Here is a 1,602-nt window from a genome sequence, read left to right as displayed (position 1 = left end):
AGCAACGAGTGGTGCGCCAAGTCAAAGCAACCCACCCAGACACCCCGCTTATTCTCTACATCAATGGCAGTGCTGGATTGCTAGAGCGCATGGCTGCCTCTGGTGTGGATATTGTCAGTGTGGACTGGACAGTGGACATGGCTGAAGCACGGCAACGATTGGGGAGTAAGGGCGTGCAGGGGAATATTGACCCTGCTGTGTTGTTTGGTTCCCAGAGCTTCATTCGCGATCGCATAGTAGAAACGGTACGAAAAGCTGGAAAGCGCGGTCACATCCTCAATCTGGGGCATGGCATCCTGCAAAATACCCCAGAGGACAATGCCGCCTTTTTCTTCGAGACAGCTAAACAGCTCAGCTATGCGACTTTGGGTCTATAGGTGGGTTGGCCGAGATCCCTAACAGTCCAATCGGGGCAACTGAGTGATTGCCCCGATCATGCTTCAGGATGGGCTAGCGGCGACGGATTGGTGTGCCACAGGGATAGGTAGCCACGGGTTCAGGCATTGTCAGACTAGACAGGGTTGGAATTTTTGTGGATAACGGCTCTGCCTGGGCTGCCTTATAGGCAGTATAGAGCTGATTTAGCATGGCTTGACGACGATCGTACAACCGCTTTAATCCACGGGGCTGTGTTTGGTTGATTACGTAGGCAGCTATAATGGGTAAGGCGATTGTGCTATCGGTGTAGCAAACGATCGTATTGGGCAGTTCGTCTGGATCCACCTTGCCCCAACTGACCGCTTCACTGGGAGTCGCTCCTGATAAACCACCTGTGTCTGGCCGCGCATCTGTGATTTGGATAAAGTAATCATGTCCCCGCTCCTCCAGACCAAGTACCTCATGAAGCTGAGGCTGAGTTTGCAGTAAGAAGTTTTTGGGGCTGCCTCCACCAATAATCACGGCTGCACTCCGGCCTTCCACACCAGGAATACCAGACTCACGCGCAGCATAGGCGATCGCTGCCGTTTCATTCACATCTAGCGATGGATCCAGCACCAACTTGTTGCCCTCCAGTGCCATTGCTGCTATATTCATGCCAATAGAGCTATCTCCAGGGGATGAGGTATAAATTGGCACGCCACACTCGAAGGCCGTTGCCAAGAGGGAAGAATTAGTGACCCCCAGTTGTTTTTCCATCTCCCAAACATATTGACCTAGCAAGTGATGAAACTCTGCGGTGCTCATCCGCTTTTGGAAGGGTTCTGCTTTGATCACCTCTCGGACAAAGGCATCCGTTTCTAGCAACACATCATAGTCAAAGACAATGTCATAGATTCGGATCCGCCCCTCTTGACGAAGTTTCACGTCATCAAGGAATGGCTGACTAGAGTACAAATCCAACCCCAACCCGTAGTGAATGTCGTGATAGAGGTTGGCACCTGTGCTGATCATCCAATCAATAAACCCATGCCGGATGAGCGGAGCCAATACTGAGCTACCTAAACCAGCGGGAGTCATTGCTCCAGACAGACTTAGCCCCACGGTCACACCCGGTTGCATCACGTCACGGCTGAGCAGATGACAAATCTCTCGTAGCCGAGCAGAGTTGTAAGCGGTGAAGTATTGGTCAATGAGGTCAGTTACGCTGATTTCAGCGGGCAT

Annotated in this window: 2 protein-coding genes; one reads left to right on the top strand and one right to left on the bottom strand. The window is 51.8% G+C overall.

Annotation, left to right across the window (positions count from 1 at the left end):
• On the top strand, positions 1-377 hold a 377-nt coding region (locus NZ772_18690; protein ID MCS6815585.1), incomplete at its 5' end, for a uroporphyrinogen decarboxylase.
• A gap of 73 nt (positions 378-450) precedes the next feature.
• Here the strand turns inward: NZ772_18690 and speY are convergent.
• Entirely contained in the window at positions 451-1,602 is a 1,152-nt protein-coding gene (gene speY / locus NZ772_18685; GenBank protein ID MCS6815584.1) for a deoxyhypusine synthase, read from the bottom strand.

The organism is Cyanobacteriota bacterium, from assembly GCA_025054735.1.
Classification (GTDB): domain Bacteria; phylum Cyanobacteriota; class Cyanobacteriia; order SKYG9; family SKYG9; genus SKYG9.
Note: the sequence above shows the minus strand (reverse complement) of the source record. Positions and strands in the feature narration are given on the sequence as shown.